This window comes from Kitasatospora sp. NPDC088346 (genome assembly GCF_044740765.1).
Taxonomy (GTDB): domain Bacteria; phylum Actinomycetota; class Actinomycetes; order Streptomycetales; family Streptomycetaceae; genus Kitasatospora.
Map to the genome: position 1 here is coordinate 72,215 of NZ_JBIURH010000021.1, position 25,864 is coordinate 98,078.

General features: G+C 72.3%; 20 protein-coding genes. 13 read left to right on the plus strand and 7 right to left on the minus strand.

Features of this window, described 5'->3' with window-relative positions:
* Positions 1–23: 23 nt before the first annotated feature.
* The 5 genes from ACIOFR_RS24855 to ACIOFR_RS24875 all read right to left on the minus strand — a co-directional run bounded on the left by ACIOFR_RS24855 (position 24) and on the right by ACIOFR_RS24875 (position 3,938).
* On the minus strand, positions 24–440 hold the full coding sequence (locus ACIOFR_RS24855) for a pyridoxamine 5'-phosphate oxidase family protein (protein WP_401000872.1): 417 nt from the start codon (positions 438–440) through the stop codon (positions 24–26).
* 117 nt (positions 441–557) lie between these two features.
* Positions 558–1,259, minus strand: a complete 702-nt coding sequence (locus ACIOFR_RS24860; protein ID WP_401000875.1) for a response regulator — start codon at positions 1,257–1,259, stop codon at positions 558–560.
* Between the two features lie 296 nt (positions 1,260–1,555).
* Positions 1,556–2,182, minus strand: coding sequence for a hypothetical protein (locus tag ACIOFR_RS24865; RefSeq protein ID WP_401000878.1), 627 nt, complete (start codon positions 2,180–2,182; stop codon positions 1,556–1,558).
* Positions 2,183–2,349: 167 nt separating this feature from the next.
* Positions 2,350–3,000 carry a hypothetical protein gene (locus ACIOFR_RS24870; protein WP_401000881.1) on the minus strand — a complete coding sequence of 217 codons (651 nt, stop codon included), beginning with the start codon at positions 2,998–3,000 and terminating at the stop codon, positions 2,350–2,352.
* A 53-nt stretch (positions 3,001–3,053) separates the two neighbouring features.
* Positions 3,054–3,938 carry a universal stress protein gene (locus tag ACIOFR_RS24875; protein ID WP_401000884.1) on the minus strand — a complete coding sequence of 295 codons (885 nt, stop codon included), beginning with the start codon at positions 3,936–3,938 and terminating at the stop codon, positions 3,054–3,056.
* A 439-nt stretch (positions 3,939–4,377) separates the two neighbouring features.
* Here ACIOFR_RS24875 and ACIOFR_RS24880 point away from each other — a divergent pair, with 439 nt between their 5' ends.
* From ACIOFR_RS24880 to pflA, 9 genes are all read left to right on the plus strand, one after another.
* A complete protein-coding gene (locus tag ACIOFR_RS24880; protein ID WP_401000977.1) occupies positions 4,378–5,778 on the plus strand; it encodes an amino acid permease in 1,401 nt (466 codons plus the stop codon).
* 21 nt (positions 5,779–5,799) lie between these two features.
* Positions 5,800–7,023 (plus strand): arginine deiminase, encoded by a 1,224-nt coding sequence (locus ACIOFR_RS24885; protein WP_401000887.1) that lies wholly within the window; start codon positions 5,800–5,802, stop codon positions 7,021–7,023.
* A 25-nt stretch (positions 7,024–7,048) separates the two neighbouring features.
* On the plus strand, positions 7,049–8,053 hold the full coding sequence (gene argF / locus ACIOFR_RS24890; protein WP_401000890.1) for an ornithine carbamoyltransferase: 1,005 nt from the start codon (positions 7,049–7,051) through the stop codon (positions 8,051–8,053).
* Between the two features lie 2 nt (positions 8,054–8,055).
* Positions 8,056–9,051 carry a carbamate kinase gene (locus tag ACIOFR_RS24895; RefSeq protein ID WP_401000893.1) on the plus strand — a complete coding sequence of 332 codons (996 nt, stop codon included), beginning with the start codon at positions 8,056–8,058 and terminating at the stop codon, positions 9,049–9,051.
* 23 nt (positions 9,052–9,074) lie between these two features.
* Positions 9,075–9,860 (plus strand): HPF/RaiA family ribosome-associated protein, encoded by a 786-nt coding sequence (locus ACIOFR_RS24900; protein WP_401000896.1) that lies wholly within the window; start codon positions 9,075–9,077, stop codon positions 9,858–9,860.
* A 624-nt stretch (positions 9,861–10,484) separates the two neighbouring features.
* Positions 10,485–11,432, plus strand: coding sequence for an ABC transporter ATP-binding protein (locus ACIOFR_RS24905; RefSeq protein ID WP_401000899.1), 948 nt, complete (start codon positions 10,485–10,487; stop codon positions 11,430–11,432).
* Positions 11,429–12,241, plus strand: coding sequence for an ABC transporter permease subunit (locus ACIOFR_RS24910; RefSeq protein WP_401000902.1), 813 nt, complete (start codon positions 11,429–11,431; stop codon positions 12,239–12,241). Before ACIOFR_RS24905 ends, ACIOFR_RS24910 begins: the two co-directional genes overlap by 4 nt.
* A gap of 98 nt (positions 12,242–12,339) precedes the next feature.
* Positions 12,340–14,607: a formate C-acetyltransferase gene (gene pflB, locus ACIOFR_RS24915; protein WP_401000905.1), complete on the plus strand. Its 2,268-nt coding sequence runs from the start codon at positions 12,340–12,342 to the stop codon at positions 14,605–14,607.
* A gap of 74 nt (positions 14,608–14,681) precedes the next feature.
* Positions 14,682–15,479 (plus strand): pyruvate formate-lyase-activating protein, encoded by a 798-nt coding sequence (gene pflA / locus ACIOFR_RS24920; RefSeq protein WP_401000908.1) that lies wholly within the window; start codon positions 14,682–14,684, stop codon positions 15,477–15,479.
* 279 nt (positions 15,480–15,758) lie between these two features.
* Here the strand turns inward: pflA and ACIOFR_RS24925 are convergent, their stop codons facing one another.
* Complete coding sequence (locus ACIOFR_RS24925) at positions 15,759–16,634, minus strand: universal stress protein (RefSeq protein ID WP_401000911.1); 876 nt, start codon at positions 16,632–16,634, stop codon at positions 15,759–15,761.
* Between the two features lie 108 nt (positions 16,635–16,742).
* Positions 16,743–18,332 carry an oleate hydratase gene (locus ACIOFR_RS24930; protein ID WP_401000914.1) on the minus strand — a complete coding sequence of 530 codons (1,590 nt, stop codon included), beginning with the start codon at positions 18,330–18,332 and terminating at the stop codon, positions 16,743–16,745.
* Positions 18,333–18,569: 237 nt separating this feature from the next.
* On the opposite strand from ACIOFR_RS24930, the gene ACIOFR_RS24935 reads away from it, so the two are divergent.
* From ACIOFR_RS24935 to adhE, 4 genes are all read left to right on the plus strand, one after another.
* Positions 18,570–20,954: a phosphoketolase gene (locus ACIOFR_RS24935; protein ID WP_401000916.1), complete on the plus strand. Its 2,385-nt coding sequence runs from the start codon at positions 18,570–18,572 to the stop codon at positions 20,952–20,954.
* A gap of 35 nt (positions 20,955–20,989) precedes the next feature.
* Positions 20,990–21,808, plus strand: a complete 819-nt coding sequence (locus tag ACIOFR_RS24940) for a universal stress protein (protein WP_401000918.1) — start codon at positions 20,990–20,992, stop codon at positions 21,806–21,808.
* A 133-nt stretch (positions 21,809–21,941) separates the two neighbouring features.
* A complete protein-coding gene (locus tag ACIOFR_RS24945) occupies positions 21,942–22,793 on the plus strand; it encodes a universal stress protein (RefSeq protein WP_401000920.1) in 852 nt (283 codons plus the stop codon).
* Between the two features lie 166 nt (positions 22,794–22,959).
* Positions 22,960–25,638, plus strand: coding sequence for a bifunctional acetaldehyde-CoA/alcohol dehydrogenase (adhE, locus tag ACIOFR_RS24950; protein WP_401000923.1), 2,679 nt, complete (start codon positions 22,960–22,962; stop codon positions 25,636–25,638).
* The last annotated feature ends 226 nt before the right edge of the window (positions 25,639–25,864 follow it).

The window sequence follows — 25,864 nt, forward strand, 5'->3', positions numbered from 1 at the left end:
GCTGGGGCCGCCGGGTTCGGCCCTCAGCTTCGGCAGGGCCGGGAAGCCGGCAGGGTCCGCCCGGTCACCAGCTCCGCGCGGATCCGGATCGACACCTGACCAAGGTGCCGGGGCAGGGCGGGATCGTGGGGTGCCGGGCCGTGGTCGACGTCGGCGTGGCCGAGCACGGTGACACTCCAGCCACTGCCGTCCGACACGTCGACGTCCCCCGCCTCGAAGGCCACCAAGGCGCCTGACACGGCCCGGACCAGTTCGGATCCCGCGGCGGCGCGTAGGAGGACGCTGCCGTCGGCGCCGAGGCGATAGCGCGTGGGGAGCACGGCCGGAAGCGCGCCGATGGTGTACACGACGCGGCCGACCGGGGTTGCGGCCAAGAGCCGCAGGCACTGCTGCTCGTCCAGCGGCGCGTGATCGGCTGACGGGATCTGATCTGACTTCATGGCATCGATGGTCGCCTCGAACCGGTTCCGGGGAGAGGGGCCGATGGTCCCCCGAGTGCTGTCGAAAGGCTCCGGTGCGTACCGGTGGCCCTCGCGGCTTTCAGGGGACCGTCCTGCTCATCGGCCCGGGTGGCCGGCGGCGTGGTCGCGGGCGGCCGTGGCCTGGGTGGCGATGACGGCGGCCTGGACGCGCCGCTCGACCCCGAGTTTGGCCAGCAGCCGGGAGATGTGGTTCTTGACGGTCTTCTCGGCGAGGTAGAGCCGCTCGCCGATCTGACGGTTGGTCAGGCCCTCGCCGATCAGGGCGAGGATCTCCCTCTCACGGTCCGTGAGTTCAGGAAAGGCCGGGGCCTGCGCAACGGCGGCGTCGCCGCGCAGCCTGGCCATCAGTCGGGTGGTCGCGCCGGGATCCAGCATGGACTGTCCGGAGGCGACCGTGCGGACGGCGGAGACCAGATCGGTCCCGCTGATCTGCTTGAGGACGTACCCGGAGGCGCCGGCCATGATGGAGTCGAGCAGGGCTTCCTCGTCGTCGAAGGAGGTGAGGATCAGGCAGGCCAGGTCGGGCATCCGCGAGCGCAGTTCCCGGCACACCGTCACGCCGTCGCCGTCGGGGAGCCGCATGTCCAGGATCGCGACGTCGGGGCGTAGCGCGGGGACACGTGCGATCGCCTGCTCGACCGTGCCGGCCTCGCCCACCACGGTCAGGTCGGACTCGGCGTCGAGCAGGTCGTGCACGCCACGGCGGACCACCTCGTGGTCGTCGAGGAGGAACACCTTCACCGGGCTGCTCACACCGGCTGCCGAGCTGTCCGTCATCACCGCTCCATGTTCAAGGATCCGCCCTGCGGCGGGTCGCGTCGGACCTGAGCGTAGTTTGCCGGGCGCCCGAGGGCTGGCATAGGGCCGAACGGCCCTATGCCAGCCCGGGGACCGGATTGTCGGTCCTCGTCGGGCCGTCAGGTGCTCGCCCCGATACGTCGGATGTGGTGGCGGCGGCGTGGCCGGGGCTGGCGCGCCGACCGATCCGGGGCGCTCCCGGTGGAGGGGCGATCCGGGAACAGCGGAACGGCCGGCCGCGACGGTGGTGACCGCGGCCGGCCTGGTGAGATGGTTCAACGGAGCCAGGCGTGGTCGCGGACGATCGGCAGGACGGCCCAGCGGCGGCCGAGCCCCCAGGTGTCGCCCGCGCTGGTGGCTGCGAGGGCGATCAGCAGCAGGGCGTAGACGAGGTGGTAGTCGGCGACGGGGTTGGTGGATCCGCTGGCGGCTCCGTTCGCGAGGTGGCGGGCGGGCGGCCACTCTGCGGCCCACATCATGGCCAGCAGCAGGGTGCCGCCGGCGGCGGCGACGCGCAGGCCGACACCGGCGGTAAGGGCCAGGCCGACCCCGAGCAGGCCGATCATGAACAGCCGGTCGGCCCAGGCCTGACCGGCCAGGTGGTGGAAGGCCGACTGGAACGGACCGGCCGACACGTGGCCGAGGAAGCCCTTGGCCGGCGAAGCGCCGTTGACCCATGACCGCGCGCCGGGGGTGGCGTAGCCCAGACCGAAGGTCTTGTCCAGGAAGGCCCAGAGGAAGACGAGGCCGAGCCCGACGCGGGCGACGGCGAGTGCGCGAACCGCGGCGGTGCTCAGGACCGTGCCGGCCGCGGCGTCCCGAGGGGCGTCGGCGACCGGGTGCCGAAGCTCGGGGTCGATCCGGCGGGTGAGGCGGGGAGCGGCGGGGTGGTGGGCGGCCATGGTTCTCTCCTCGGTCAAGTCTGTTGCGGGAGGCTGGTGTTGTGCGCTGCGTGTGCCACGGTGGCCGCCGCCGAGGTGCTGCTGAGGGCCCGGGCGAGGCCGCCGTCGGGAATGGTGGGTTCCAAGGGGGTACCCACCCTTCCGGGTGGGTGTGTGCGGCGTCGGGTTCAGCCGAGCCGGGGCCCGCCGCTGCCGGGTCGGTGGGTGGTGCGTCCGGTCCACACGGGCTCGGTCTCGGCCCAGGCGCGCTGCCAGGCCGCGTCGGAGCGGCGGTCGAGGGAGCTCAGCCGCAGGCTCAGGCCGCAGGCGATGAGAACGAGGAGGAGGCCGAGGACGAACAGGCCGAGGCAGACGGCGTCGGAGACAAGGTCGGCGGTGCTGGGCGGGGCCGTGGCGAGGCGGCCGGTGTCACCGACCCAGACGCCGACGGTGGAGTTCGCGTCGGCCCGGTGGTTGAGCTCCACGATTCCGGTGTGCGACTGTCCGGCGGGGTACGTCCAGGTGGCCGTGGCCTGGTAGCGGGTGGCCGCCGCATCCGCGTTGCCGGCCGCGGAACCGGCGCGGGTGAGCAGAACGGCTTCGAGGTGGTGCAGGCGCGATGCTGCGGCGGCGGCGCGAGGCTGGGCGGAGGCGAAGTCGTTCCAGGCGGCCATGCCGCCGAGCAGGACGGCAAGTCCGGTCGCGACGGCGGCAAGGAGCCAGGTGCGGCTACGGGCCCGGTCCTCAGGCCGGGCCAGCTCGTTGTTTTCGGCGCCGAGCGCCCGGCGCAGGCTTCGGTGCCAGGGGTTGGTGGGACGGCTGAGGGGAGTACCGGTCATGATCGGGAGGCCCTTCTGCGGTCGGTGCGCGGTCGGAACGGGGCGGGACGGGCTCAGGCGTGCGGGACCACCGCGACCGGGGCGGCGCAGTGGTGGAGCACGGCGTGCGCGACGGGACCGAGCCGCATACCCAGGGAGTGGTGGCGATCATGGCGGCCGACGACGACCAGCTCGGCCCGTTCCCCCGCGGCGACGACGGCGTGCGCCGAGCTGCCGCGCCGGATCTCGGTGACCACCGGGACTTCCGGGTACGCGGTCCGCGCTGCGGCCAGTGTCTCGGCGAGCTGCCGCCGGAGCGCAGTCTCGCGCGCCTCGATCTCCGACCGGGGCGGTATCCAGCTCGCGGCGGCCCACAGCGGTACCGGGTCCCAGCCGTGAACGGCCCGCAGGTGCGCGCCGCGCCGCGTGGCCTCGGCGAACGCGAAGGCGAGCACGGCACCCGGGGGTTGACGGGGGTCCACCCCGACCACGATCTCTCCGGGGTTCGTCGTGCCGTCGTGGGAGGAGGTCTGACGATCGGCCCGGACAAGCACCATCGGGGTGCCGACCCGCGCCGCCACCGCGAGCGGGACCGACCCGGCCAGCAGCCCGGCGAAGCCGCCGAGGCCGCGTGAGCCGAGGACGACGAGTTCCTGCCGTTCGGCGGCCTTGACCAGCGCATCGACCGGGTCGTCGCCGATCACGGTGGTGTCGACCACGAGCGCCGGGTGCTCCCGGCGGATGCGCTCGGTGATGCCCGCCAGCATCTGCAGAGCAGCCGGGCGCAGGTCGCGGGGCCGGGGGTCGCCGGTGTCCTCGGCATCCTGAGGGCCTAGCCAGGGCCGGGCGTGCAGCAGCCGCAGCGGGACGCTGCGGCGGACCGCCTCCCTTGCAGCCCAGAGGGCAGCGGCCTCGCTGTGCGCGGATCCGTCGATCCCGACCAGGACGTGCTTGGTCATCGGTGCTCTCCTTCACGGGGGTCGGCCGGATGCGTGGTCAGGACCTCCGGCGGGCCTTGCGTTCGGGAGAACTCTGTCCCCGGTGCTGCGGGCGGGCACAGGGACCGACCGGGCCGAGGACGGGGCCACTGGTCCCGGAGGGCATGGGAGCGCGGGCGGGACGTAGCCGCCGAGCCGGTTCGTCGGGACCACCGGGGCGCGGGGGAGGGGACCGGTGGCCGCGTGATCAGGGCCCGATGGTCCCTGGGGCCGGGCCGGGCCGCGCGCCGAGGATCGTCACCGTGAGCGACGGGAGAACCGGTCCCGTCGACCTCCCCGAGTGCATCCTGAAGGAGCCCCGATGTCCGCACCCGACCGCGAAGGTCCACAGCAGCACTTGGCGTCCGACGGCCCGCGAGGGCGCGGTGGCGGCTTCGGGCTTCCCGCCGCGACCGCTCTGGTGGTCGGCAGCATCATCGGCACGGGAGTGTTCGCGCTGCCCTCCGCGCTCGCTCCCTACGGGCCGATCGCACTGGTGGCGTTCGTCCTGGTGACGATCGGCGCGCTGGCACTGGCCATGGTCTTCGGACGGTTGTCGGAGCGGGTGCCGGGCAGCGGCGGTCCCTACGTCTACGCCCGGGAGGCGTTCGGCGAGTTCGCCGGGTTCCTCACCGCCTGGTCGTACTGGATCACCGCCTGGGCCGGGAACGCGGCCATCGCGGTCGCCTGGGTCGGCTACGTCGAGGTGTTCGTCAACAAGGGGCACCACACCTGGGGTTCGGTCGGGATCGCTCTGGCGGGCCTGTGGGTGCCGGCGATCGTCAACCTGACCGGGGTGCGCAACATCGGTGCCTTCCAGGTGGTCACCACGGTGCTGAAGTTCCTGCCGCTGGCGTTCATGGCCACCGCCGGCCTGCTCTTCATCAAGGCGGGGAACTTCGGCGCCTTCAACGCGAGCGGAGGTTCCGCGCTCGGCGCCGTGTCGGCGGCCGGGGCGATCGCGCTGTTCAGCTACATCGGCCTGGAGACCGCCTCGGTGGCCGCCGGCCGGGTCCGGGAGCCGAAGCGGAACGTGCCGCGGGCGACCGTGTACGGCACGCTGGCCTGTGCCGCGATCTATCTGCTCGGCACCCTGGCGGTCTTCGGCACCGTCCCGCACGCCCGACTCGGCTCCTCCACCGCGCCGTTCACCGACGCCATGAACAACATCGCGGGTGGCCACTGGGCCGGCAACCTGGTCGCCGCCGCGGCGATCATCTCCGGCCTCGGCGCACTGAACGGCTGGACCCTCATCTGTGCCGAGATGCCGATGGCAGCCGCCCGCGACGGGCTCTTCCCGGCCGCCTTCACCGGCACCCGGGGCCGGAGCGAGGTACCGGCCTTCGGCATCGTCTCGGCCACCCTCCTGGCCTCGGTGCTGACCGTCGTCAGCTACACCAGCTTCACCAAGGTCTTCACCGAGATCGTGCTCCTGAGCGTGCTCACCGCCGTCATCCCGTACCTGGTCTCGGCCGCCGCGCAGCTGTACTGGCTGGTGGTGCGCGGCCGTCAGGAGCTGGAGCGGCGGCGCTTCGCCCGCGACGTCACCGTCGCGCTGCTCGCCCTGGTCTTCTCGTACTGGTCGATCCAGGGCAGCGGCTACCAGACCGTCTACTACGGCCTGTTCACCATCCTGCTCGGCATCCCCGTCTACATCTGGTTGAAGCGCCCGAACACCGCGGCGCGGACCGCAGCCTCGACCGGACCCGCCGAGCCCGCAGTCCCCACCGCCGCGCCCGTGCCGAAGGCGGCCCGCACCGCCCGCCCGGTGAGCCTGCCGACCATCCTGCGCCGCGCACTGACCGCGCGTCACCAGCACTGAACCTCCGAAGGAGCACCACCCATGTCCACCCTGCGTGTCGATTCCGAGGCCGGGCGCCTGCGCCAGGTGATCCTGCACCGCCCCGGCCTGGAGCTCTCCCGGCTGACCCCGCGCAACGTCGACGAACTGCTCTTCGACGACATCCTGTGGGCCAAGCGGGCCCGCGAGGAGCACGACGCCTTCGCCCAGGTGCTGCGCGACCACGGCGTGCGCGTCCACCACTACGCCGACCTGCTCGCCGAGACGCTCGACCTGGCGCCGGCCCGGGCCTGGCTGCTCGGCCAGGTCGTCACCCCGGCCACCGTCGGCCCCGCCCTGGTGGAGCCGGTCCACGAGCTGTGCCTGCAACTCGAAAGCCAGACCCTGGCCGAGTACCTGATCGGCGGCGTCCTCAAGACCGACCTGCCGCTGCGCAACCCGCACAGCCTGGCCTGGCACACGCTCGGCGCGCAGGACTTCGCGCTGCCGCCCCTGCCCAACCACCTCTTCCCCCGCGACAACTCCTGTTGGATCGGCGGACGCTACAGCCTCAACCCGATGGCGAAGCCCGCCCGCCGCCGCGAGACCCTGCACACCGCCGCGATCTACCGCTTCCACCCGCTGTTCGCGCAAGCCCCGCCCCCGCTGCTCGATGGCACCACCACGGCCCCCGGCCTGAGCCTGGAGGGCGGCGACGTGCACGTCCTCGCCCCGGGGGTGGTCATGGTCGGGATGGGGGAGCGGACCACCGCCCAGGCCGTCGAAGCCCTCGCTCAGCAGCTGTTCCTGACCGACACCGCGCACCGGCTGATCGCGGTGCGGCTTCCGGAAAGCCGCGCGTTCATGCACCTGGACACCGTCATGACGATGATCGACCGCGACACCTTCGCCGTCTACCCGGGCCTGGCCGACCGGCTGCGCTCCTGGACCCTCACCCCCGCCCCCGAGCGCCCCGCCGGCTTCGACGTCACCCCCGACACCGACCTCGCCGCCTCCCTCGCCGAGGCGCTCGCCCTGGACAAGGTCCGCCTCCTGTCCGCCGAGCAGGACGTACGGGCCGCCGAACGCGAGCAGTGGGACGACGGCTCCAACTTCCTCGCCCTGGAACCGGGCGTGGTCGTCGGCTACGAGCGCAACACCACCACCAACACCTACCTGCGCAAGCAGGGCATCGAGATCGTCACCATCGCCGGCTCCGAGCTGGGCCGCGGCCGCGGCGGCCCGCGCTGCATGAGCTGCCCCATCCAGCGCGACCCCGCCAACTAGCCACCCCACCAGGAGGAACACCGCCATGACCGCCACCCTGCACGGCCGCCACTACCTGCGCGAACTCGACTTCAGCGCCACCGAGATCCACCACCTGCTCGACCTAGCCGCCGACCTCAAGGCCGCCCGCGCCGCCGGCACCGAGCGCCAGCACCTCACCGGCAGGCGCCTCGCGCTGATCTTCGAGAAGAACTCCACCCGCACCCGCTGCGCCTTCGAGGTCGCCGCCGCCGACCAGGGCGCCACCACCACCTACCTCGGCCCGGACAGCTCCCACATCGGCCACAAGGAGTCGGTGGCCGACACCGCCCGGGTGCTCGGGCGGATGTACGACGGCATCGAGTACCGCGGCTTCGCCCAAGACACCGTGACCGAACTCGCCGCCCACGCCGGGGTGCCGGTCTACAACGGCCTGACCGACGAGTGCCACCCCACGCAGAGCCTGTGCGACGTGTTCACCATGCGCGAGCACAGCCGCAAGCCGCTGGAGCAGATCTCCTTCTGCTACCTGGGCGACGCCCGCAACAACACCGCCAACTCCCTCATGATGATGGGAAGCCTGCTCGGCATGGACGTGCGGATCGCCGCCCCGCGCGAGCTGTGGCCCGACCCGCTGCTGGTCTCCGAGTGCCTGCTGCTCGGGCAGGAGAGCGGCGCCCGGTTCACCCTCACCGACCAGGTCGAGGACGCCGTGCGCGGCGCGGACTACCTCTACACCGACGTCTGGGTCTCGATGGGCGAGGACCACGACCGGTGGAAGGAGCGCATCGACCTGCTGCTCCCCTACCAGATCAACGCCAAGACCATGGCCGCCACCGGCAACCCGGACACCGCCCTCCTGCACTGCCTGCCGGCCCTGCACGACCGGCGCACCGACCTCGGCGCCGAACTCGCCACCGAACACGGCCTGGAAGGCCTGGAGGTCACCGACGAGGTCTTCGAGTCGCCCGCCTCCCTGGTCTTCACCCAGGCCGAGAACCGCATGCACACCATCAAGGCGATCCTCGTCGCCACCCTCGGGAGGGACTGACCATGCGCATCGTCGCCGCACTCGGCGGAAACGCCCTGCTCCAGCGGGGCGAACACCCCGACGCCGCCGTCCAGCAGCACCACGTCCACGACGCCGCCCGATCACTGGCCGAACTCGTCCTCGCCGGACACGAACTCGTGATCACCCACGGCAACGGGCCGCAGATCGGCCTGCTCGCCGTCGAGAGCGAGAGCGACCCGGCCCTGACCGTCCCCTACCCGCTGGACGTCCTCGGCGCGCAGACCCAGGGCATGATCGGCACCCTGCTCGCCCGCGAACTCACCGGCCGCCTGCCCGGACGCTCCGTCACCGCCCTGGTCACCCACACCGAGGTCGACCCCCACGACCCCGCCTTCCACCACCCCGACAAGTTCATCGGCGGCCAACTCACCGACCACCAGGCCAGGATGATGGAGCTCGACCGCGGCTGGACCACCGGCCGCGACGGCGACCACCTGCGCCGCACGGTCCCCTCGCCCCTGCCCAAGGCCATCACCGAAGTGCCCGCCATCCGCGCCCTGCTGGCGACCGGAGCCGTCGTGATCGCCGCCGGCGGCGGCGGCATCCCGGTCGTCCACAACCCGGACACCGGCCAGGTGCGGGGCGTGGAGGCCGTGGTCGACAAGGACCGCACCGCCGCCCTGCTCGCCGAACAGCTCGACGCCGACGCGCTGCTGATCCTCACCGACGTCACCCACGTGTTCACCCGCTTCGGCGCGGCCCACCCCGGCCCGCTCACCACCGTCACCCCCGGCCGGCTGCACGAGCTGGACCTGCCCGCGGGATCGATGCGCCCCAAGGCCGAGGCCGCCGCGGCGTTCGCCGAACGCACCGGCAACCTCGCCGCCATCGGCCCGCTGGACGACGCCCTCGGCGCGCTCCTCGGCACCACCGGCACCACCGTCCGCGCACTGCCCGCACCGGGTGACCGGGGACCTGCGGCTCTGCCGGCGGGACCTTCGGCCCACGGCCCGGCCGCACCGCACGCGGCAGTCTGAACCCACCAGGAAAGGGAACTGTGATGAACCGTCTGCACACCGCGCCCGACACCGAGGTCCTGGTGGAGACCCGCGGCGAGGTCACCCTGGCCGCGCCCGACTACGCCCGGACGAAGATGCTCGCCGTGCTGGGACGCCTGGACGGGCCGGTCCTCGCCGCCCGGGTGAAGCTCACCCAGGAGCCCAACCACGCGATGGCCAAGCCGTCGCTCGCCCAAGCCGTCGTCGACCTGAACGGCAGGCCGGTGCGCGCCCACGTGGCCGCCGCCACCATGCAGGAGGCCGTCGACCTCCTCCAGGACCGCCTGAACACCCGGATCGCCCGTGTCCGCGACCACCGGGACCACCACCGCCAGCACGCGAGCGCACCGGACGGGCCGCCGGACGGCGCCCGGCACGAGCACCGACCGCAGCGCCACTCCCGCAGTGGGCAGGAGCGGCGGATCGTGCGGCACAAGTCCTACAGTCTGGCCCGGCAGACGGCCTGGGAGGCGGTGTTCGAACTGGAAGTCATGGACTACGACTTCCACCTGTTCACCGACGCGGCGAGCGGCTGCGACAGTGTGGTCCACCGCGACCCGGCCGACGAACGCTACCGGCTGGCCACCACCGAGCCGCAGGCCGAACCGGTGCCGGGCCTGCCGGTGAGCAAGCTCGACGTGCCGCGGCTCGCCGTGGCCGACGCGGTCGCGCGCCTCGACCTGAGCGGCCTCCCGTTCGTGTTCTTCACCGACGCCGCCACCGGCCGCGGCAACGTGCTGTACCACCGCTACGACGGTCACTACGGCCTCATCACTCCCGTGTCATAAAGGACGCGGGCGCCGGGCCCGGCTGCTGTGGGGGCGCGACCGGGCACCAGAGAGCCGGGGGCGGCGTGGGGGCCGTCCCCGGCTCCCGCCGTTCCGCGGACGCGAGGGGTCCCGCGTGGCGCCGTCACTCGGGGCTCGTACTCGCGGCCCTGCTGGGGCTGCACGCAGGATATGACCGCGGCGGTCGAGGAGCAGTGGGTGGACGGCCCCGTTGCGTCCGGGGACAGGGGCCGACGGAGGAGGTCTTCCCGACGGTCCTGCCGCGGCAGGCGATGAAGGCCGGCGCATCGGCCAACCCCGGCTGCCGTTGCTCGCCGACCTGCAGCAAGTCATGTGCCAGGCCTGCTGCGGCAGCCACAACCGAGGACCGACACCCCGGCCCGTCGGGAGGTTCGCGCCGGGCCGGGGCCGGCCACGAGCGGGCCGCCGACCCGCCCGGTGTTCCCGGCACCGCTTTCCGGGGCATCGTCGCAGGGACTGCAGCGCGTGGACCTCCCGCCCCCGCGTCCGTGCCACTCGACTGCGCACCCGGCAGCCGTCCGTCCTGCCCGGCGGGCGCCCGGCCCCGTCGGAGATCCGGGCGGGACAGGGGCCCGCGGCAGTACAGAAGAGAGGGATGAGGCGATGACCGACCTCGCCATCGAAGCCACCGGGCTGGTCAAGCGGTACGGCAACGCCCGCACCGGCAGGACCGCCCTGGCCGGCCTCGACCTCGCCGTGGAACGCGGCCAGGTGTTCGGCTTCCTAGGCCCCAACGGCGCCGGGAAGACCACGATGATCCGTCTCCTGCTCGACCTCCTCCGGCCCACCGCCGGGTCGCTGCGCGTCCTGGGCGCCGATCCACGCGACAGCACGAAAACGCGTGGCAGGGTCGGCTACCTGGCCGGGGACTTCCGGATCGACGGCCGACAGACCGGGCACGAGGCGCTGACCTACCTCGGCGACCTGCGCGGCGGTGTCCCGGCCGCCAGGATCACCGAACTCGCCGAGCGCCTGGACCTGGACCTGAGCCGCCGGATCGGCGCCCTGTCGAAGGGCAACCGGCAGAAGATCGGCGTCGTCCAGGCGTTCATGCACAGCCCGGAGCTGCTCATCCTGGACGAGCCGACCAGCGGTCTGGACCCGTTCCTGCAGCAGCGGTTCGTCGAGATGGTGCAGGAGGCGGCCGGCAACGGCCAGACCGTCTTCATGTCCTCGCACGTGTTGAGCGAGGTGCAGCAGACCTGCCGGCGTGTCGGCATCATCCGTGACGGCGAACTGGTCAGCGTCGCGGACGTCGAGAAGCTGCGCCGGTCGGCCCACCGCACGATCGAGATCGCCTTCGCCTCGGAGATCGACACCGCGGTCTTCGACCGGCTGCCCGGGCTGCGGAACGTCACCGTGACCGGGGCGGCCGACGGTGGCCGCGTGCTGCGGGCGATCCTCACCGGAAGTCCCGACGCCCTGGTGAAGACCGCTGCCCGGTTCGAGGTGACCGGCCTGCTGGCCGAGGAGCCGGAGCTGGAGGAGATCTTCTTCACCTTCTACGAGCACGGTTCCCACGGGAACGGAACGAAGGGCCCGGCATCGTGAGCATCACCGTACTGCGCAAGTACCTGAGGGACAACCGGCGCGGTTTTCTGGGCTGGGCGCTGTCGATCACCGCGGTCGCGGCCATGTACTCCTCGATGTGGCCGGTCATGGGCAAGAACTCGGGCCTGGCCGGCGCGATCGACTCGTTCCCCGAGGCACTGCGCGACGCGTTCCACCTACAGGACTACGGCACCGTGGCCGGCTACTTCGGATCGACGGTCTACGGGCTGCTCGTCCCGATCCTGCTCGCCGTCTTCGCAGTCTCGGCCGGCGCCCGAGCGATCGCGGGAGACGAGGAGGCCGGAACGCTCGAACTGGTGCTGGCCCACCCGGTCGGCCGGGTCCGGCTGGCCGTGTCCCGGTGGCTCGCGGTGCTGGCCGCCATCCTCCTGGCCGGAACGGTACTCCTGGTCGTCGAGCTGGCCATCCGGGTGCCGGCCGGGTTCGCGGCCCTGAGCACGGCGAACCTGGCCGCGATGACCTTCCAGCTCGTCCTGTTCGGCTGCTGCTTCGCCTCGATCGCCTTCGGCATCGGTGCCTGGACCGGCCGCCGCACGTACGCGACCGCCGGCGGGGGCTACCTGACCGTCGTCGCCTACCTGGGTGACTCCTTTCTCCCGCAGATCAACGGCCTGCACTGGAGCCAGTACCTCTCCCCGTTCCACTGGTACCTGGGAGGCGAACCGCTGGCCAACGGCATCCGGTGGAGCCACTGCGCCCTGCTGGCCGGGGTCGGCCTGATCTTCGCCACGATCGGTATCGGGGGCTTCAGCCGCCGGGACATCGCGCAGGGCGGCGCGCGCGACTGAGGGACCAACGGCCCTGCAACCGGGGACGTTCCGGACAAGTACCGAGACGGCCGGCGGACCACCATGGTGGCGAGGACATCGAAAGGGGAGCGGGAGAGATGACTGCCCAGCAGACAGAGCCGACCACTCGCAACGCCTGGGACGGCTTCCAGGGCGGCCTGTGGCGAGACGCCGTCGACGTGCGCGACTTCATCCAGCACAACTACACCCCGTACGAGGGCGACGGCAGCTTCCTGGCCGGTCCCACCAGCAGGACGCTGGCGGTCTGGCAGCAGATCACCGACCGCCTCCCCGAGGAGCGCGCCAAGGGCGTGTACGACGTGGCGTACGACGTCCCGTCGAGCATCACCGCGCACGCGCCCGGATACATCGACCGGGAGAGGGAGCTGATCGTCGGGCTGCAGACCGATGCCCCGCTGAAGCGGGCGATCATGCCCAACGGCGGCTGGCGGATGGTCGCCGGCGCGCTGCGGACCTACGGCTACCCGGTCTCGCCGGAGCTCGAAAGGGTCTACACCGAGTACCGCAAGACCCACAACGCGGGCGTCTTCGACGCCTACACCCCCGAGATCCTCGCCGCGCGCAAGGCCGGCGTCATCACCGGCCTGCCCGACGCCTACGGCCGCGGCCGGATCATCGGCGACTACCGCCGCGTGCCGCTCTACGGCGTCGATCGGCTGATCCAGGCCAAGCGTGCCGAGAAGTCCGAACTGGACGCCCCGGCGTGCGAGGCCGGCCGCCTGGAGGAGCTCATCCGCGAACGGGAGGAACTCGCCGAACAGATCCGGGCACTGGACGAACTCAAGCGGATGGCCGCCGGCTACGGCCACGACATCTCCGGGCCGGCCTCGACCGCCCACGAGGCGGTCCAGTGGCTCTACTTCGCCTACCTTGCGGCCGTGAAGGAGCAGAACGGCGCGGCCATGTCGCTCGGCCGCACGTCGACCTTCCTCGACGTCTACCTCCAGCGCGACCTCGAAGCCGGGCTGCTGACCGAGGAGCAGGCCCAGGAGCTGGTCGACGACTTCGTGATCAAGCTCCGGATCGTGCGCTTCCTGCGCACCCCCGAGTACGACGAGCTGTTCTCCGGCGACCCGACCTGGGTCACCGAGTCGATCGGCGGCATCGGCGAGGACAGCCGTCCGCTGGTCACCCGCACCTCCTTCCGCTACCTGCAGACCCTCTACAACCTCGGCCCGGCCCCCGAACCCAACATGACCGTCTTCTGGTCCCCGCAACTTCCCCAGGGCTTCAAGGAGTTCTGCGCCAAGGCGTCGATCGACACCTCCAGCCTCCAGTACGAGTCCGACGAACTGATGCGCCCGCGCTTCGGCGACGACACCGCCATCGCGTGCTGCGTCTCCGCGATGCCCGTCGGTCGGCAGATGCAGTTCTTCGGCGCCCGGGTCAACCTCGCCAAGACCCTGCTCTACGCGATCAACGGCGGCCGTGACGAACTCACCGGTGCCCAGGTGGGCCCCGACACCGGCGCGATCCCGGACGAGGTCCTCGACCACGACACGGTGCTGGCCCGCTACGACCAGCAGCTGGACTGGCTCGCCGGGACGTACGTCCACGCCCTCAACGTCATCCACTACATGCACGACAAGTACGCCTACGAGCGACTGGAGATGGCCCTGCACGACCGGGACGTCCGGCGCACCCTGGCCTGCGGCATCGCCGGCCTCGCGGTCGCCGCGGACTCGCTGTCGGCCATCAGGTACGCGAAGGTCAGGCCCGTCCGCGACGAGAGCGGCCTCGCCGTCGACTACACCGTCGAGGGGGAGTACCCGGCCTACGGCAACAACGACGAGCGGGCCGACGAGATCGCGGTGCGGCTCGTCCGGACGTTCATGACCAAGGTGCGCAGGCACCCCGCCTACCGGAACGCCGAGCACACCCAGTCCGTGCTCACCATCACCTCCAACGTCGTCTACGGCAAGAAGACCGGTGCCACCCCGGACGGCCGCAAGGCGGGCCGGCCGTTCTCGCCGGGGGCCAACCCGATGAACGGGCGGGACCGGCACGGCTACGTCGCCAGCGCCATGTCGGTGGCCAGACTCCCGTACGAATTCGCGGAGGACGGCATCTCGCTCACCAACACCGTGACCCCCGACGCGCTCGGGCGCACCCCGCAGGAGCGGATCACCAACCTCACGGGCGCGCTGGACGGCTACTTCACGTGCCACGGCTTCCACATGAACGTCAACGTCCTGGACCGCGAGACGCTCCTGGACGCCATGGAGCACCCCGACAAGTACCCGCAGCTGACCATCCGGGTCAGCGGCTACGCCGTCAACTTCGTCCGCCTCACCCGCGAGCAGCAGCTCGACGTGGTCAACCGCACCTTCCACGACGCGCTGTAGGCGCGACCACCCACGTGATGCCGGCGCCCTCCCCGACCACCGGGCGCCGGCATCCGGCTCTTCCGGAGACCGCCATGGCTGAACCCGCCCTTCCCGCAAGCACATCGCGCCACACCGCCGTGGCCGCCGCCCCCCTCCGGCAGGCCGGTGGGATTCTCCACTCCTGGGACCTCTCCACCGGCGTCGACGGCCCGGGCACCCGCTTCGTCGCGTTCCTCGACGGCTGCCCTCTTCGCTGCCTGTACTGCCACAACCCCGACACCTGGCACATGAGAGACGGCCGACGCACCCCGGCGGACGAGGTCGTCGGTGAGGCCGCCAAATACGTCGAGTTCATCCACGCCGCCGGCGGGGGTGCCACCATCAGCGGCGGCGAGCCGCTGCTCCAGCCGGGTTTCGCCGGTGAGCTGCTGCACCGCTTCAGGCACGAACTCGGCCTTCACACCGCGCTGGACACCTCCGGCTTCCTCGGTGCCCGAGCCAGCGACGAGCTGCTCGCCGACACCGACCTGGTCCTGCTGGACATCAAGTCCTGGGACCGGGCGCTCTACCGGCACCTGACCCGTCAGGATCCGGCTCCGACCCTGGACTTCGCCCGGCGTCTGGCCGATCTCGGAAAGGAGGTCTGGGTGCGCTTCGTCCTCGTCCCCGGCCTGACCGACGCCGTCGGCAACGTCGAGGGCGTCGCGGCCTTCGCCGCCTCGCTCGGCAACGTCACGCGGGTAGACGTCCTGCCCTTCCACAAGCTCGGCACGGCGAAGTGGCGCGCACTCGGCCAGGAGTTCACGCTCGCGGACACCCCGGTGCCCACCCACGAGCAGACGGCCGCAGCCCGTGCGGTGTTCGCGACGCACGGGCTGCACGTCGTGTGACGGTGCCGAAGGGGAGACCGCCGCAGTCCCATGATCTGCCCTGGCCGCCTCCCGCACCGCGGTCTTCGAGATGGAGGCGACGGATCACGACTTCCGTCCGTTCACCGACGCCGGGACGGGGGCGGCCCGTCCCGGGTTCCGCGCTGTTCCGCGTGCCGTGGCGGGGCTGAGCCGGGACGCCCCGAAGCCGGACACCTGGCGCAGGCGGACGCCGAGACGCCGGACGGGCGCGGCAGGCGGTGGACCCACCTCCTGCCGCGCCCCGGCCCGCCTGCTCCGTCAGTCGTGCGGGACGACGGCGACCGGTGCCTTCGCATGGTGGAGGACGGCGTGCGCGATCGGCCCGAGTCGCATCCCGGCACGGTGCGGGCGCCGGCGACGCCCGACCACCACGAGGGCGGCATCGGCGGACACGTCCACCAGGGCCGACGCGCCGGTGCCGAGCCGGCAGTCCTCGACCACCGCGACGTCCGGGTACTTCTCGCGCCATCCGGTCAGCGCCTCCGTCAGCAGTTCGGCCTCGATCGCGTGGAACCGGTCGGACTCGACCTGCGGGGGCACCCACCCGGCGTACCCCCAGACCGGCGGCGGCGTCCAGCCGTGGACGGCGCGCAGTACGGCGTTGACCCGGGAGGCCTGGCGGAACGCGAAGTCGATCACCTCGTCGGAGGGAGCGCGGGTGTCGACGCCGAGCACGACCTCGCGGCCGCCGGGACCCGCCGGGCGGGCGATCCCGTCGGCACGGACGAGCACCGTGGGCACCTCGCAGCGGGCGGCGACGGCGAGGCCGACCGAGCCGACCAGCAGCCCCGCGAACCCACCGTGGCCGCGGGAGCCGAGGACCAGCAGGTCCGCCGCGTTGGCAGCCTCGGCCAGTTCGTCGGCCGGCTCGCCGCCGACGCCGATGACCTCGGCCAGGACCTCCAGGCCGGGGTGGGCACGCCCGACCTCCTGCTGCGCGTCGGCGAGCATGCGCTGGGTCAGGGCGCGTACGTCCGCCGGCCGGGTGCGGTCCGCGTGGAGGTCGTCGAGCCAGGTCTGTGCGTGGACCAGCCGCAGGCCGAGCCCGCGGCGGACGGCTTCGTCGGCGGCCCACCGGGCGGCTGCGGTGCTCTCCGGGGAGCCGTCGATACCGGCGAGCAGGTACTGGGTCATGGGAATCGTTCTCCAGGGTGTGATGGATCGGATGGTCGTGGCGGTGGGCGGTTGCCTGACCGGTCCGTCGTGCGGTGGTCCGGTCCGGCGGGGGCGGACTCGACGGACTCAGGCGAACGAGGCCTTGAGCGCCCGGAGGGCGGTCCGCGGGTCCGAGAGCGCGTGGTGGACGGGCGGTACCGGGATGTCCAGGCCGAGCAGCTCGTGGACGGCGTGCATCGCACCGCGCACCGAGTACTCGACGGTGAAGACCACGTCCTGCGGGATCTCCACGAACTGGCCGAGGAAGGCGAAGTTCCGGGCACCGTGCGGGATCACCCGAGGGCGGTCGCCCGGCGCCCGCGGGGCGAACTGGCTGGTGATGTACGGCATCAGCACCGTGGTGACGGTGCTGGTGGCACGGACCTCGGCGGCGATGTCGTCGAAGCCGAGCTGACCGAGCAGCTCGTCGAGGATCTCCCGGCCGGTCGACCCGGCCATCGTCGTGTCGGTGTGGTCGCCGGGGACGTCGATGAACAGCCCGTAGCCCCACAGGGTGAACACGTCCTCGGGCTGGCCGGAGAAATGCGGCTGGTGCGGAACGACGACGGACAGCAGCCAGGGGGAGTCCTTGAAGGTCATCAGCGCGCCGGTGCCCGGGGCGTTGCCGGTGAACCTCTCGATCCGCTCCAGCAGAGCGGGGCTGCGCATCGTCAGTGTGAAGGACTCCCAGGCGGATCCGGCCAGGTCGCCGTTGAAGACGTCCGGCCGGCCGAAGTCGGGAGCCTTGCGGGAGAGCGTCTCCCACAGGGCCCAGCCGCCGTCGCGCTTGTCCCGCACCAGCTCGGGCACGGTGTCGTCACCGCCGTACGACGCGTCCGCGGTCATCGACCCGAGGGTGATGAACGCCAGGTCGAGCTCGTCCAGCTCGACGGTCTCCCGGCGGCCGCCGCGCTCCAGGTGCAGGCGCCGGGCCCGGCGGATGCCGTCGGCCTCGGTGAAGTCGACGTCCGTCACCTTGACGCCGTGCTCGATCCGGACCCCGTGCCCGGCCAGCCAGGCGGTCAGCGGACGGACGATCGAGTCGTACTGGTCGAGCCGGGTGCGGCGGACGCCGGAGAGGGTGTGGATACGCGGGAACTCCTGGGCGAAGCGCAGGAAGTAGCGCTTGAGCTCGATGGCGCTGTGCCGGTTCTGGAAGGCGAAGGTGGTACGCCACATGGCCCAGAAGTTGGTGGCGAAGAAGTGCTCGGAGAAGAACTCGTCGATCCGGCGGGCACCGATCACCGACTCCGGCGTGGCCAGCAGCCTGGCCAGCTCGACCCGGTCGTGGGCGTCGAGGCCGAGCCGGGAGGCGTCGACGATCCGGTGCTCCCGGTCGACCAGCCGGGCCCGGGCCGCGGTCGGGATCTCCTCGTTGAAGTCCAGGATCTCCTGACGGACGCTCAGACCCTCGCGCTCCAGCGCGGGAACCGTGTCCAACAGGTCCCACAGGCAGGTGTAGGCCTCGTCCTCCAGCATCCGCCCGCCCCGGGCGACGTAGGCTCCGCCCACATTGCCGCGTCCGTCCAGGGAGCCGCCGGCCAGCGGGAGCTCCTCCAGGATGTGGATGTTCTCGCCCGGGAAGTCACCGTCCCGCACCAGGAAGGCGGCGGCGGCGAGCGCGGCGATCCCGCCTCCGACCAGGTAGGCCTTGCTCTCGCGAGCACTGTCGATCATGTTTCGTCCAGAGGTCCGGAGTGCGCGCCGGGCGGCGCTCCTGCACCCGTCGGCAGGCCCCGCCAGCCTCCGCCGCCGAGGCGGTGGCCGGTAAGGGCCGGGCAGTCTCCCCAGCAGGGCCGCAGGTCCCGGAGTGCGCGCCACGCCGTGGCCCGGTCGGCCCTGTGCGCGGCCGCACCCGGAGCGTGACGATGGATGCGGAGCCAGCCGCCGCAGCCGTCAGAGGAGACCACCGTCATGACCGTCACCCCGTCTCCGGCCCCCACAGAGCCGTCCGATCAGGAGCTCCGCTCACTCGACGCCCACTGGCGGGCTGCCAACTACCTGGCGGCCGGCCAGATCTACCTGCTCGCCAACCCGTTGCTCAGGGAGCCACTGACGCCCGACCAGATCAAGCCGAGGCTGCTCGGCCACTGGGGCACCTCACCCGGCCTCAACCTGGTGCACACCCACCTCAACCGCGCCGTCAAGCACCGGGACCTGGACGCGATCTGCATCTGGGGCCCGGGCCACGGCGGCCCCGCGGTCCTCGCCAACTCCTGGCTGGAGGGCAGCTACACCGACACCTACCCGGACGTCACCCGCGACGCCGACGGTATGGCGAAGCTGTTCCGGCAGTTCTCCTTCCCCGGTGGCGTGCCCAGCCACGTCGCCCCCGAGACGCCGGGTTCGATCCACGAGGGCGGCGAGCTCGGGTACTCCCTCTCGCACGCCTACGGCGCGGCGCTCGACAACCCCGGCCTGCTGGTCGCCTGCGTCATCGGCGACGGCGAGGCGGAGACCGGCCCGCTGGCGGCCTCCTGGCACGGCAACAAGTTCCTCGACCCGGTGCACGACGGCGCCGTGCTGCCGGTCCTGCACCTCAACGGGTACAAGATCGCCAACCCGACGGTGCTCGCACGCCTGCCCGAACCCGAGCTCGATGCCCTGCTGCGCGGCTACGGCCACGAGCCCCTGTACGTCGGCGGCGATGACCCGATGACCGTGCACCGGGCGATGGCCGCCGCCCTCGACACCGCCCTGGACCGGATCGCCGCCGCGCAGCGCGAAGCCCGGGAGGAGGGCCGCCGGGACCGCCCGGCCTGGCCGCTGATCGTGCTGCGCACCCCCAAGGGCTGGACCGGCCCGGCCCAGGTGGACGGAGTGCCCGTCGAGGGCACCTGGCGCGCCCACCAGGTGCCGCTCGACCCGGTCCGCGACAACCCCGAGCACCTCGCCCAGCTGGAGGCCTGGCTGCGCTCCTACCGGCCCGAGGAGCTCTTCGACGAGCACGGCCGGCCCACCGAGCAGGTGCTCGCCCACGTCCCCGACGGGCACCGCCGACTGGGCGCCAACCCACGCGCCAACGGTGGCCTGCTGCTGCGCGACCTGCCGTTGCCCGCCCTGGAACGGTACGCCGTGCCGGTCGACAAGCCCGGTCTGACCCTGCACGAGCCCACCCGGGTGCTCGGCGACCTGCTCGCGCAGGTCATGGCCGACACCGCCGGGCGCCGGGACTTCCGGCTGGTCGGCCCGGACGAGACCGCCTCCAACCGGCTGCAGGCGGTGTACGACGCCACCGGCAAAGCCTGGCAGGCGGACACCCGGCCCACCGACGAACACCTCTCCCGCGACGGCCGCGTGATGGAGATCCTCTCCGAACACACCTGCCAGGGCTGGCTGGAGGGCTACCTGTTGACCGGCCGCCACGGCCTGTTCTCCTGCTACGAGGCCTTCGTCCACATCGTCGACTCGATGGTGAACCAGCACATCAAGTGGCTGCGCACCACCCGGCAGATCCCGTGGCGGGCCCCGATCGCCTCCCTCAACTACCTGCTGACCTCGCATGTCTGGCGCCAGGACCACAACGGCTTCTCGCACCAGGACCCCGGCTTCGTCGACCACGTCCTCAGCAAGAGCCCCGAAGCCGTGCGGGTGTACCTCCCGCCGGACGCCAACACCCTGCTCGCCGTCGCCGACCACGTCCTGCGCAGCCGGGACTACGTCAACGTCGTGGTGGCCGGCAAGCAACCCTGCTTCGACTGGCTCTCCCTGGACGACGCCCGCGCCCACTGCGCCCGAGGTGCGGGCATCTGGGAGTGGGCCGGCACGGACGACGGCCGCCGCGAACCGGATGTGGTTCTCGCCTGCGCCGGCGACGTCCCCACCCAGGAGGTGCTCGCAGCCGCCGCTCTGCTGCGCCGTCACCTGCCCGAGGTCGCGGTCCGGGTGGTCAACGTGGTGGACCTGGCCCGGCTGATGCCGACCGAGGAGCACCCGCACGGCATGCCCGACCACGAGTTCGACGCCCTGTTCACCCGGGACAAGCCGGTGATCTTCGCCTACCACGGCTACCCGTGGCTGATCCACCGCCTCGCCTACCGCCGGACCGTCCACCCGCAGCTGCACGTACGCGGCTACAAGGAGTCCGGCACCACCACCACACCCTTCGACATGGTGGTCCGCAACGACCTCGACCGCTACCGCCTGGTGATGGACGTCATCGACCGCACACCCGGCCTCTCCGTCCGCGCCGCCGCCCTTCGCCAGCAGATGGCCGACATCCGCACCCGGCACCACGCCTGGATCCGCGAGCACGGCACCGACCTGCCCGAGGTCACCGACTGGACCTGGGACGCCTGACACCGCACCGGCCCCACCACGAGGAGCTGAGCAGCATGGACCTGCCCGTCGCCGTCGGAGTGGACACCTCCGCAGCCAGTCTCGCGGCCGCCGACTGGGCCGCCACGGAGGCGGCCCTGCGCGACCGTCCCCTGCGTGTGCTGCACGCGCTGCCCCTGATGCCGCACCTGCTGCCCACCGGGACCAGCAGGTCGCCACTGGACGGGAGCACCCTCCTCCAGGAGGTGCGGCACGTCCTCGCCGTGCGGTATCCACTGGTGCGCGCCCGCACCGAGGAGGTCCACGACATCGCCACCACCGCACTGGTGGCCGCCGGGGAGGACGCCGAAGTGCTGGTCCTGGCAGCGCGCGGGGACGGAGGCTTTCCCGGACTGCGGATCGGATCGACCGCCCTGCACGTCGCCGCGAGGGCGGCCTGCCCGACAGTGCTGCTCCCGACCGAGGCGCCGGACTCGGGCCTACGGGACCAGGTCGCCGTCGCCGTCGATGCCCGCCGTCCGCACGGCGCGGCGCTCGACTTCGCCTTCGACGCAGCCCGCAGACACGACCTGCCGCTGCGCGTCCTGCACGCCTTCCCGGCTGCCGGGCGGCCCGGGCGGACCGGCGAACGGGAGGGGGAGGCCGCACTGCTCGCCGCGGTCCTCGCACCGTGGCAGGCCGCGCACCCCGATGTCGAGGTCCGCGCGGACACCGAGCCGTCCGGCGCCGGGCTGCTGCTGGTCGAGGCCTCGGCCAAGGCCCGGCTGCTGGTCCTCGGGCGCCGCCCGTCCGCCCCGGGCGGGCGCCTCGGCCCGGTCGCCCATGCCGTCCTGCACCACGCGGCCTGCCCGGTCGCCCTGGTGCCGGGCGCCTGACTCCCCGGTGCCTGGACCTTCCGAACGGCCGCCGCACAGGTGGGCACCCGAGGACGGTCCCGCAGCACAGCGGCCGCGCGCACCCGCGCCGCGGCCGGTCACGACAACGGTCACAACAACGGAGGTCACAGCCATGAACCAAGCCATAGTGGTGGGACTGGACGGATCGGCGCAGAGCGAGGCCGCCGCCCGCTGGGCCGCAAGGGAGGCCCGCCGGAGCGGCCGGGCCCTGCGGATGGTCCACGTCGTGGACGAGGACAGCGTCGCACCCGGACCGCCGGGCGCACCGGGGGCCCGCCTCCCCGAGGCCGTGGCCGGGATCCGGGACCGGATCGCGGCCGCGCTGCCGGACCTGGAGATCACCTGTGAGCGGATCACCGGAAGCCCCTCCTACGCGCTGGCGGCCGCGGGGGAGCGGGCGGGCCTGCTCGTCCTCGGCTCTCGAGGGCTCGGCGGGGTCGCCGGCGTGCTGGTCGGCTCCGTCGGGCTCCGCACGGCCGGGCACGCCCGGTGCCCGGTCGTGCTCGTCCCGGACGGCGCCGACGGGACCGTGGGTGAGGTCGTGCTGGGCGTGCAGGGCGACCGGCCCTGCGACGCGCCGCTCGCCTTCGCCTTCGAGCAGGCGGCCCGGCGTGGGACCGTCCTGTGGGCGGTGGAGGCCTGGACGCCGCCCGCAGGGCCGTACGCCACGGAGGCTCCGCTGGAGCCGCCGGCGATCAAGGAATCACTGGCCGCCGACCGGCTGGTGCACCTCCAGGACGCGCTGAGCCGCTGGCGGGAGAAGTTCCCCGAGGTCCGCACCCGAGCGGAGGTCGTCGGCCGCGGCGCGGCCGAGGCGGTCCTGTCGGCCTCGGGCTCGGCTTCCCTGGTCGTGCTGGGACGACGTGCACCGAGGCACCCGATGTCCCCGCCCCGCCTGGGTGCGGTCGCCCATGCCGTCCTGCACCACGCCGCCTGCCCGGTCGCCGTGGTGCCGCACGACTGACGCCCGCCGGGACCAACCACCCTGCGAACGGGGGACCTTCGGCCCGAAGCCCTGCCCCGACCGGCAGGGCCCCGGGCGCGACACGGCGGAGGAGGCTGTGTGACGGGGCGACAAGGACAGCCGCAGAAGCCCCGATCCCGGACGACGACCCGAAAGGTGGTCCACCATGCCCCGCCGCCCGCAGACCGCGCACAGCACCGAATCCGCGCACACCTCGCGCACCGGGCCCGGCGCTCCGTCCGCCGCCGAGCCGGCCCTCGCCGCCGTGGACCGGCTGGTGGCCGACGCGCTGACCGCCCTTCAGCAGTACGCCTCCTTCACCCAGGAGCAGGTCGACCACATCGTCAAGAAGGCGTCCCTGGCGGCGCTGGCACGGCACACCGCACTGGCGGCGCTGGCGGTCGAGGAGACCGGGCGCGGCCTGTTCGAGGACAAGGCCGTCAAGAACGTCTTCGCCTGCGAGAACGTCACCCACGTCATGGCCCGCACGAAGACCGTCGGGGTGGTGCGCCGGGACGAGATCGACGGGATCGTGGAGATCGCCGAGCCGGTCGGCGTGGTCGCCGGCATCACCCCGGTCACCAACCCCACCTCCACCACCATCTTCAAGTGCCTGCTGGCGCTGAAGACCCGCAACCCGATCGTGTTCGCCTTCCACCCCGCGGCGCAGCGCTGCTCGGCGGAGGCCGCCCGGATCGTGCGGGACGCCGCGGTGGCGGCCGGAGCACCCGCGGCTTGCATCCAGTGGATCGAGCAGCCGTCGATGGCGGCGACCGAGGCGCTGATGGACCATCCGGACGTCGCCACCATCCTCGCCACCGGCGGCAACGCGATGGTCCGGGCCGCGTACTCGTGCGGAAAACCCGCCCTCGGAGTCGGCGCGGGCAACGTGCCCGCGTACATCGAGCGGAGTGCCGACCTCCGGCAGGCGGTCAACGACATCGTGCTGTCCAAGTCCTTCGACAACGGCATGATCTGCGCCTCCGAGCAGGCCGTCATCCTGGACGCGGGGATCCGCGACGCCGCGATCGAGGAGTTCCGCCGGCTGAAGGCACACCTCGCCACCGCCGAGGAGAAGGCCCTGCTGGAGCGCCACCTGTTCGGTACCGGACAGGGGACCACGTGCGCCGGTGACCGCCTGAACGCTGCCGTGGTGGGTCGTTCCGCACCGCAGATCGCCGCGGCCGCCGGTTTCACGGTCCCCGCCGACACCTCGGTGATCCTGGTGGAAGCAGGTGAGGTCGGGCCGTCCGAACCGCTGACCCGCGAGAAGCTCTGCCCGGTACTGGCCGTGCTCACCGCGGACTCGCGCCGAGCCGGAATCGAACTGGCTTCTGCCATGGTTGAGTTCAACGGGCTCGGCCACTCGGCGGCCGTGCACACCACGGATGCTGCCTTCGCCGAGGAGTTCGGGCACGCGGTGAAGGCCTGCCGGATCATCTGGAACGCCCCGAGCTCGCAGGGCGGGATCGGGGACGTCTACAACGCCTTCATCCCCTCGCTGACACTCGGCTGCGGCTCGTACGGCCACAACTCGGTGGCCGGCAACGTCTCGGCGCTGAACCTCGTCAACATCAAGCGGATCGGGCGGCGCAACACCAACATGCAGTGGTTCAAGGTCCCGCCGAAGATCTACTTCGAGCGCAACTCGGTCAGGTACCTGGCGAGCATGCCGAGCGCCCACCGGATCGTCGTCGTCACCGACCGGACCATGGTCGAGGTCGGTCACCTGGAACGGATCCGCGGCATCCTGGACCGCCGCCGCGAGCCGGTCGAGGTGCGGGTGGTCGACTTCGTCGAACCGAACCCGAGCATCGACACCGTGCGCAAGGGTGCCGAACTGATGCGCGACTTCCGGCCCGACACCATCATCGCGCTCGGCGGCGGCTCGCCGATGGACGCCGCGAAGGTGATGTGGCTGCTGTACGAACACCCCGAGGTGGACTTCGCGGACCTCAAGGAGAAGTTCTTCGACATCCGCAAGCGCGCCTTCACCTTCCCCGACCTCGGCGAGAAGGCCAAGCTGGTCTGCATCCCGACCACCTCGGGCACCGGCAGCGAGGTCACCCCGTTCGCGGTCATCACCGACACCGCCACCGGCCAGAAGTACCCGCTGGCCGACTACGCCCTCACCCCGAGCATCGCCATCTGCGACCCGGCGCTGACCACCCACCTGCCGGCCGACGTCACCGCCGACACCGGCTTCGACGCCCTCACCCACTGCATCGAGACCTACGTCTCGGTCTACGCCAACGACTTCACCGACGGCCTGGCGCTCCAGGGCATCCGGCTGGTCTTCGAGAACCTGGAACGGGCCGTGACCGACGGGCCGAACGACCCGGAGGCCCGGGAGAAGATGCACAATGCCGGCACCATCGCCGGAATGGCCTTCGGCTCCGCCTTCCTCGGCGTCGTGCACGCGATGGCCCACACCCTCGGCGCCACCTTCCACCTCGCCCACGGCCGCACCAACGCCCTGCTGCTGCCGCACGTGATCCGCTACAACGGCGCGGCGCCGGCCAAGGTCACCGGCTGGCCCAAGTACCGGCACTACGTCGCGCCCGAGCGGTACCAGGCGATCGCCCGGACGCTCGGTCTGCCCGCCGGTACCCCCGAGCAGGGCGTCGAGTCGCTGGCGGCCGCCGTCGAGGAACTGCGCGACCGGGTCGGCATCCCGCGCTCCTTCAAGGAGGCCGGCGTGGACGAGGCGGCCTTCCTGGCGGCCCTGCCGCAACAGGTGATGAACGCCTACGAGGACCAGTGCGCCCCGGCCAACCCCCGGCTGCCGATGCTCGACGACATGCGGCAGCTGATGCGCCAGGCCTACTACGGCCACCGGATCTGACAACCCGGCGACCCCGCCCGGGACCCTCCCGGCAGGGAGGGGCCGCAGGGCACCGAGAGCAACGGTGGCCATGACCACCGAGCACGTGCCCGGGAACACCCGGCTTCCACCTGAACGTCGACGTCCTCAGCCGGGACACCCGGCCGGACGCCGGTGGCCCACCGGCACCGATCCGGTGCTGCTCGACACCGAACCCGTGGACCGGCGGCCTGATATCGGGCTGAAG

Excerpts from the sequence above, each read along its gene's own strand:
- ACIOFR_RS24855 (WP_401000872.1), bottom strand. The coding sequence starts at position 440 with ATGAAGTCAGATCAGATCCCGTCAGCCGATCACGCGCCGCTGGACGAG.
- ACIOFR_RS24860 (WP_401000875.1), bottom strand. The coding sequence starts at position 1,259 with ATGACGGACAGCTCGGCAGCCGGTGTGAGCAGCCCGGTGAAGGTGTTC.
- ACIOFR_RS24865 (WP_401000878.1), bottom strand. The coding sequence starts at position 2,182 with ATGGCCGCCCACCACCCCGCCGCTCCCCGCCTCACCCGCCGGATCGAC.
- ACIOFR_RS24870 (WP_401000881.1), bottom strand. The coding sequence starts at position 3,000 with ATGACCGGTACTCCCCTCAGCCGTCCCACCAACCCCTGGCACCGAAGC.
- ACIOFR_RS24875 (WP_401000884.1), bottom strand. The coding sequence starts at position 3,938 with ATGACCAAGCACGTCCTGGTCGGGATCGACGGATCCGCGCACAGCGAG.
- ACIOFR_RS24885 (WP_401000887.1), top strand. The coding sequence starts at position 5,800 with ATGTCCACCCTGCGTGTCGATTCCGAGGCCGGGCGCCTGCGCCAGGTG.
- argF (WP_401000890.1), top strand. The coding sequence starts at position 7,049 with ATGACCGCCACCCTGCACGGCCGCCACTACCTGCGCGAACTCGACTTC.
- ACIOFR_RS24895 (WP_401000893.1), top strand. The coding sequence starts at position 8,056 with ATGCGCATCGTCGCCGCACTCGGCGGAAACGCCCTGCTCCAGCGGGGC.
- ACIOFR_RS24900 (WP_401000896.1), top strand. The coding sequence starts at position 9,075 with ATGAACCGTCTGCACACCGCGCCCGACACCGAGGTCCTGGTGGAGACC.
- ACIOFR_RS24905 (WP_401000899.1), top strand. The coding sequence starts at position 10,485 with ATGACCGACCTCGCCATCGAAGCCACCGGGCTGGTCAAGCGGTACGGC.
- pflB (WP_401000905.1), top strand. The coding sequence starts at position 12,340 with ATGACTGCCCAGCAGACAGAGCCGACCACTCGCAACGCCTGGGACGGC.
- pflA (WP_401000908.1), top strand. The coding sequence starts at position 14,682 with ATGGCTGAACCCGCCCTTCCCGCAAGCACATCGCGCCACACCGCCGTG.
- ACIOFR_RS24925 (WP_401000911.1), bottom strand. The coding sequence starts at position 16,634 with ATGACCCAGTACCTGCTCGCCGGTATCGACGGCTCCCCGGAGAGCACC.
- ACIOFR_RS24930 (WP_401000914.1), bottom strand. The coding sequence starts at position 18,332 with ATGATCGACAGTGCTCGCGAGAGCAAGGCCTACCTGGTCGGAGGCGGG.
- ACIOFR_RS24935 (WP_401000916.1), top strand. The coding sequence starts at position 18,570 with ATGACCGTCACCCCGTCTCCGGCCCCCACAGAGCCGTCCGATCAGGAG.
- ACIOFR_RS24940 (WP_401000918.1), top strand. The coding sequence starts at position 20,990 with ATGGACCTGCCCGTCGCCGTCGGAGTGGACACCTCCGCAGCCAGTCTC.
- ACIOFR_RS24945 (WP_401000920.1), top strand. The coding sequence starts at position 21,942 with ATGAACCAAGCCATAGTGGTGGGACTGGACGGATCGGCGCAGAGCGAG.
- adhE (WP_401000923.1), top strand. The coding sequence starts at position 22,960 with ATGCCCCGCCGCCCGCAGACCGCGCACAGCACCGAATCCGCGCACACC.